Origin of the sequence: uncultured Granulicatella sp. (genome assembly GCF_963528315.1) — a bacterium.
In the GTDB taxonomy this organism is placed as follows: Bacteria; Bacillota; Bacilli; order Lactobacillales; family Aerococcaceae; genus Granulicatella.
In genome coordinates, this window is the sequence record NZ_CAURVV010000060.1 from 1 (window position 1) to 7,101 (window position 7,101).

5 protein-coding genes and 1 riboswitch are annotated in these 7,101 nt (G+C 33.3%); all 5 genes read left to right on the forward strand.

Annotated features, from left to right (window positions below):
- Positions 1–285 precede the first annotated feature (285 nt).
- On the forward strand, positions 286–3,744 hold the full coding sequence (locus RYK07_RS08435; RefSeq protein WP_314853432.1) for a M14 family zinc carboxypeptidase: 3,459 nt from the start codon (positions 286–288) through the stop codon (positions 3,742–3,744).
- Between the two features lie 125 nt (positions 3,745–3,869).
- A riboswitch (FMN riboswitch) is annotated at positions 3,870–3,987 on the forward strand.
- 164 nt (positions 3,988–4,151) lie between these two features.
- The gene (locus tag RYK07_RS08440; RefSeq protein ID WP_314076597.1) at positions 4,152–4,772 is read left to right on the forward strand and encodes an ECF transporter S component; all 621 of its coding nucleotides are present in this window, start codon (positions 4,152–4,154) and stop codon (positions 4,770–4,772) included.
- Positions 4,773–4,932: 160 nt separating this feature from the next.
- Complete coding sequence (locus tag RYK07_RS08445; protein ID WP_314853433.1) at positions 4,933–5,208, forward strand: DUF2087 domain-containing protein; 276 nt, start codon at positions 4,933–4,935, stop codon at positions 5,206–5,208.
- A gap of 211 nt (positions 5,209–5,419) precedes the next feature.
- Positions 5,420–6,889 carry an SLC13 family permease gene (locus RYK07_RS08450; RefSeq protein WP_314853434.1) on the forward strand — a complete coding sequence of 490 codons (1,470 nt, stop codon included), beginning with the start codon at positions 5,420–5,422 and terminating at the stop codon, positions 6,887–6,889.
- On the forward strand, positions 6,880–7,101 hold a 222-nt coding region (locus RYK07_RS08455; protein ID WP_314853435.1), incomplete at its 3' end, for a chorismate mutase. The genes RYK07_RS08450 and RYK07_RS08455, both read left to right, overlap by 10 nt.

Genomic DNA, 7,101 nt, shown 5'->3' on the forward strand with positions numbered 1-7,101 from the left:
GTCTTCATCTAAGACTTCGTCAGTTTCCTATTTTTACTTTGCTTTTGACGTCCTTACAGGACAATATTTGAAGAAAGTATTGAAATAATTAGAATGAAAGACTTTAGAAATTATGGAATTAGTAGTTTCTAAAGTCTTTTTCGTATTAAAAACTAATGGATTATGAGAAAAGGCGGTAGATAGATAAGAATTCCGTGAAAGTTTGGTAAAATCAACGTTTAAAGCGTTTACATAAAAATACCCTAGTGCTAGAATGAAGGTATCAAATTTAAAGGGGATGGAAATATGGCACGTAAAAATTTGAAACATCAAATTATTGCGGGATTGTCGACAACTTTATTATTAGGGATGCTTGTAGTCAATCCAGTGTTTTCTAGAGAGGAGGCGAATACTTCTACTCAACCGACAACGACCATTTCACAGCCAGAAGCTGTAACAGCGAAGGCTAAAGATGGAGTAGTAACGTTAAAAGATGATAAAGTATATCAAACAGTAAATGCAAGTTTTGAAGAAACTTTAGATATCTCACAAGAAGATTGGTCGAAGTTAACATGGACTTTTGGGAATGAAAAGCATGGAGTAAAACCAATTGCAGAATGGAAAACTTGGTTACAACAAGAAAATGGTGGCTTTGTTGGAGAACCAATGTTTGAAATTTCAGGAACGAATACTCAATTAAAAATCACGTATCATAGTATGTTTGGAGAAAAAGTTGACAAACGTTGGCCTGTTAATGCGCGAAGAACATATCGTAATTATATTGGGGATTATGAGTTAAAAGGTACGAGTACAGACGGTAAAGTAGTTGTTAAAAAGAAAATTACAATCCGCCCTTACGAGAGCTTTAAAACTCATGAGGAAATGCTCCAAAGCATTGAAGAAAGTAGAAGTAATGCTCATGCAGGAAGACAAGTTACGTTAGAAACAATTGGAGTAAGTGCGCATAAAAATGATATGAAGATGGGGATTGTTGCTGAAAATCAAGCTGCCATTGATGATTATTTAAATCATATTACTCCTGAAATGTTAAAAAATCCTGATAAATTATTAGCAGAATTAAAAGCAGGAAAATTAAATTATAAATTACCAATTTTTGTTCATAATACACATGCGGATGAACAACCAGGAATTGATATTGTAACAGATTTATTTAGAGACTTTGCAACAAAAGAAACCATTTCTTTCCAAACATTAGTAGGGGAAGGTACGAATAAAGAAAATAAAATGACAAAAGATGTACGTTTAAATATAGAAGAATTATTAAAACATTTTATTTTCATTTTTGACTTCACTGAAAATCCAGATGGAGACATTTTAAATACACGTTCATTTGCAAACGGAATTGATCCAAACCGTGATGCAGGATTCCAAACAAATCCTGAAACACGTTCTGTTATTACTCAAATTAATAAATGGAATCCATTAGCTTTATTAGATATTCATGGTTACCAAGAATCATTTTTAATTGAACCAGCTACACCACCACATGATCCTAACTTTGAATTAGATTTATTTGCATCCGCATTACGAGAAAATGCCCATGCAATGGGGAACGCAGGTATTGCGAATTCAAATCAACCAAGTTACTTAATTCCATTAGAAGAATTTTTAAAAGGACCTGGAGTAGGTAACGAAGAATATACAGCTGGTGGATGGGATGATTCTTCATCTGGCTATACTGGAGTTTATGCAGTATATCAAGGGATTTTAGGGCATACGATGGAAATTCCTGCTGCGAATCAAGATGCGTATCGTGCAGGATTATATGGTGTTTTAGGATCAATTAACTATTTAAATGAAAATAGAGACCGTTTATTTGAAAATAAACTAAACTTCTTTAGTAGAGGAATCCATAAAACAGAAACAAAAGAGGCTGAGAACTATTTAATTGGTCCGGATCAAAAAGTAGTTGGTCGTGATAAAAAAGGAAGAGATGTTTACTTCCCAGATTATTACGTTCTTCCACTAACTCCATCTAAAGATAATGATACAGATCAAGCTTTTTCTATGGTGGAATACTTCAAGAGAAATGGTGTAGAAGTAAAAGAATTGACAAAAGATGTAGGTGACTATAAAAAAGGCGATTTAGTCATTGACATGGCACAAGCAAAACGTGGTTTTGCAAACCATATTTTATACCAAGGAACAAATGAATCAGCTTGGAAAGAAATGTACGCTGAAGTGATTGCAAACTTCCCAGATATGAGAGGGTTTAAAGCAGTTCCTATCTTTGAAAAAGGTAAATTTGAAGGGGCTTTAACAGAAGTGAGTCAATCAGTAGCTCCACGAGTATCCATTGATCATAATGCACCTTATTATAAAGTAGTAAATCATTCATTTGCGGGAATTAAAGCGATTAATAAATTAATTCATGAAGGAAAAAAAGTTTATACAACAGAAGATGGTTTTATTGTTTCAACAAGTGATTTTGAACAAGTGTTAGCACAATATTCAATTTATGGCGAACCATTATATAAGAAACCTGTTGGAGAAGCTTTAAAACCAATTAAAGTTTATGCTCCAGGAAATCCAAATGAAGATTTAGGATATGATTCTCCTTCAGAGATTAGTTTATCTTTAAAACAAATGGGATTTGATGTTGTGGATACTCTTGAAGAAGCGGATGCAGTCATATTAGATAATGGAAGTTATGATAAAACAGTTCTTGGTAAAAAACCTACAATGATTTTTGGTGGAGAACGAGCATTATGGACTTTACAAAGTGCAGAAGTTTTACCAAATTTTGAAGTGACATTTGCTCCAGGTTATAAGAGTTATGAGGGATTATTTAATGTTACAGTAGATGATAAAAATCCTCTTGCAAGTGGATATCAAAAAGATGATGTATTTTATTCTAGATCAGGAATGTGGATTTCTAGCATTCCAGAAGGATTTAAACCAGTAATTACTGCAAAAGAAAAAGATCACTTTATTTCTGGATGGTGGCAAGAAAATGAACAAGTAGCAGGCCAAGTACTTGCGATTGAAGGAAAATATGAAAATCAACCGCTATTCTTATACTCAGGAAATCCTACTAATAAATTCCATACATTACATTCTTATCGTTGGGTAAGTAATTTCTTATGGAATAAGGAACATGCTAAATTAGAAGAAATTCCAGAATCTGAACGTCCAACTACAGAAGCTCCAACAACACATGAAACAACGACAACACAGTCAGGAACTACTACACCAAGTTATTCAGAAGTTCCTTCAACAACAAATAATATTGTAACAGTTCCTAAAGAAAATACTTGGGAATTAAAAGATGGGCAATGGATCTTTAAAAAAGAAGATGGTTCAGTTGCTAAGAAAGAATGGATTAAAACAGGAAATAAATGGTACTATGTTGATGAAAATGGCGTAATGGTTAAAAATCGTTGGATTGGCGACTATTATGTTGCAGATTCAGGAGCAATGGCTTCAGCAGAATGGATCTATGATACTCATTATGGAAGTTGGTTCTATGTGAAAGAAGATGGACGCTTCGTTGAAAATGATTGGATTCAAACGAATGGCCAATGGTACTATTTAAATGCTGGTGGATATATGGCTAAAAATGAATGGATCTATGATACTCATTATGGAAGCTGGTTCTATGTAAAAGAAGATGGAAAATTAGCTCAAAAAGAATGGATTGAGTTAAATCATAAATGGTATTACTTAAAATCAGCTGGTTACATGGCTAAAAATGAAGTTATTGACGGATATAAAGTCAATGCAGCTGGTGAATGGGTGAAATAATCGTTTAAGTTTTAGTATAAATTTTTATGAATCTTCCTTTATTTAGAGAATTAGATGATTCAATCAGTATATTGAGCAGAACTATTGTCATGTAAAAAAAAGTATGGTACTCTTTGTTTATAAAATAACATTTTCGGGGCAAGGTGTAATTCCTTACCGGCGGTATAGTCCGCGAGCCAAATAAGGCATGATCTGGTGCAATTCCAGAACCGATAGTGATAGTCTAGATGAGAGAAAATGGTTATATTTCACGTTCGAAGATACCAATCAATTTGATATATAAGAATGCAGCGATGAAATGTAGACCATTTTGTTGCTGCATTTTTTTCGTGCAGTTATACAAATGAAATGGAACAAGAATGTGAGAAACCATCCGATCCTTCACCCGGTTAAGGAGGAGATGTACGATGAGTACAAATGCAAAAACAGTGTCACGTTATGCGACAAAACAAATCATTTTAGTAGGACTATTCGGTGCGTTAAGTACGATTCTAATGTTATTAGAATTTAGTCTTCCATTTATTCCACCATTTGTTAAAATGGATTTTTCTGAATTACCTGTTATTTTAGGAGGTTATTTATTAGGACCATTATATGGTGCGTATATTGCAATTGTAAAAGTTGCATTGAACTTTGTTTTAAATGGAACAACAACATTTGGAATTGGCGAGACAGTTAACTTAATTGGAAGTTTAAGTTTCATGTTACCAGCGGTATTTTATTATAAATATCACCGTACATTCAAAGGGGCGATTACAAGTTTAGTGATTGGTACAACTACTGCAACAGTAGTATTGTTAACAGCAAATTATTTTGTAATTTTCCCATTATATGCAACAGCGATGCATTTCCCAATTGAAAAAATTGTTGCACTTGCAGCTACTACAAACCCATTTGTCACAAATTTATGGACATTGATGCTATTTGCCTTATTACCATTTAATGTATTAAAATTTGGCTTAAGCAGTGTACTATCGTTAATGCTTTATAAAAAAGTTGAAAAAGTATTAAAATTAGAAAAACAATAAATTTAATAACTCAAGAAATCCACTACCCAGAACTTGTTAGAAATAACTGCCATTTCTAACAAGTTTTTTTGTGGAAAAATTTTATTAAATTCACTTGTCCTTTTACTGTATTTAGTATAAACTTTACAAAAATATGAATAAGGATTAGAGGCTTTATCGTATGAAAGAGGAAAATATTTCTAGATTTATGAAGGATGGAAAAATTACGGTTCTTCCTAAAAAACAAAAAAATAAAATGGAAATTTTTGAATTTATTTATAATCATTTAAAGAATCATTCAGAAACTTATACTGAGAAAGAATTGAATGAGAAGATTAAGGAGCTATATGATGATTTTGCTACAATGCGCCGTTATTTAGTGGATTATAAATTTGTGATTAGAGATGACTATGGAAAAAGTTACCAACTGAATCCAGAGATTGAATTAGAAAATTAAAGATAAGAACAGAAAACGGTAGAGGAAGTACTCTATCGTTTTTTTGTTATTCTGAGGAATTTCAAAAACATAAACGATTGAGACCATAGTCGATAAAAGTGATTAAAACGGATTTGATTTCGATTATAATCGAAATGATAGCTTTACTAGTATTTTGCAGAAAAATACGGTAGGATGGATAGCGGAATAAATGAAAGTTGAGGAGTAGAATATGAAAAAAGAAACGCGAAGTTTGTTTCAAACTGGCGCAATAGTGTTAAGTATCCTTTTTATTGTTCTTGCGATGATGAATTCACATTTTGATTGGCAATTATTAGCGATACCGGGAAGTGCTTTTGCCTTATTAGCAATTTTTATGAGTTGCTTATTATTATGGTTATTTGTTGGAATCGATTGGCCAAGTGTTTTATGTTTAATCTTATTAGGACTAGGATGGCTTCCGAAAGTAACGTATAGTCAAGTGTTTTCTCTTTCTTTTGGGAATAGCACGTTTGTATTTTTATTATTTACCTTTATTGTGACGTATGCTTTAGAACAGACGCCTGCTTTGAAACGGTTAGTCGGGTGGTTTTTAAAAACGAATTTTGCGAAGAAAAGTCCAAGTCATTTTTTAGGAGCTTTTCTGGGGGCAGTGTTAGTCATTAGTTGGTTTATTTCACCGACGATTTTATTTATGATTGTCTTTCCCATTTATGAAGAGATGATGGAAGTGTTTGGATTAGAAAAAGGGAGTCGACAAGCGTCCTTTATTTTAATTACATTATTTTCTACGATTGCGATTGGAACAGCGATGACACCGATTAATCATGTCTTTGCAATTACGGCAATGGGATTGTATCATACAGCAACTGGTATCAGTATTTCGAATGTCCAATATATGGGACTTGCGATGCCGGCAGGAATTTCTATTTTTGTTGGAATGTTGGCAAGTTTACATCGCTTATGGAAATTAGATTTATCAGAAGTAACATTCCAAAGTTTAGAATCCTTGGAAAATTTACCTGCGGTAACGAAAAAAGAAAAATGGATTGTTTCTATTTTTTCAATTGTGATTACGTTATGGATTATTCCAGAGTGGTTAGGGATTTTATCGCCGAGCGTTGCAGCTTTCTTAAAATCTGCTGGAATGGCATTCCCGCCAATGATTGGAGCTGTTTTATTAGCTTGTATTCATGAAGATGGAAAACCGTTAATGTCAATTCAAGAAGCTTTAACGCGTGGTGTTTACTGGCCAAGTTTATTATTAGTCGGAGCAACTTTAAGTTTAGGAACTTTATTAACGAAACCAGAATTAGGTGTATTACCTTTAATTGAAAGTGGACTAACTCCTTTATTCCATCAATGGAGTGCGATGATGATTGTTATTGTCTTTGTCATTTGGGCAGGATTACAAACGAATTTTTCATCAAATTTAGTAACGGTTTCTGTTGTAACAACTGTTTTAACAACGATTGCAGCTAGTACGGATTTAGGAATTCATACAGCGGTTGTTGCTTGTTTAATTGGGTTTATGGCAAGTTTAGCGTATATGACTCCACCAGCAATGCCTTATGTCGCAATTTCTGTAGGTAGTGGATGGACGAGCTCCAAAGATGCCTTTTTATATGGTGGATGGTTATTAGTGTTAAGTATTGTAAGTGCCGTTGCTATTGGGTATCCACTAGGAACTTTATGGATGTAAGAAAGGAAGGTATTATGTTAGAAGAACAACGTCAAAAAATTGATTCTATTGATCGCCAAATTGTTGCGTTATTTGAAGAACGTACAAATGTAGTCGAAGAAGTAGCGAAAATTAAATTAGACAACGATATTCCGATTTTAGATAGTGGACGTGAGGAACAAGTGATTTTGAAAGTTCAATCGTATTTAAAAGATGAGTCTTTAAAAGATGAG

What these genes read in the sequence shown, in the direction of transcription:
- RYK07_RS08445 (WP_314853433.1), top strand. Translation starts at nt 4,933, where the DNA reads ATGAAAGAGGAAAATATTTCTAGATTTATGAAGGATGGAAAAATTACG.
- RYK07_RS08435 (WP_314853432.1), top strand. Translation starts at nt 286, where the DNA reads ATGGCACGTAAAAATTTGAAACATCAAATTATTGCGGGATTGTCGACA.
- RYK07_RS08450 (WP_314853434.1), top strand. Translation starts at nt 5,420, where the DNA reads ATGAAAAAAGAAACGCGAAGTTTGTTTCAAACTGGCGCAATAGTGTTA.
- RYK07_RS08440 (WP_314076597.1), top strand. Translation starts at nt 4,152, where the DNA reads ATGAGTACAAATGCAAAAACAGTGTCACGTTATGCGACAAAACAAATC.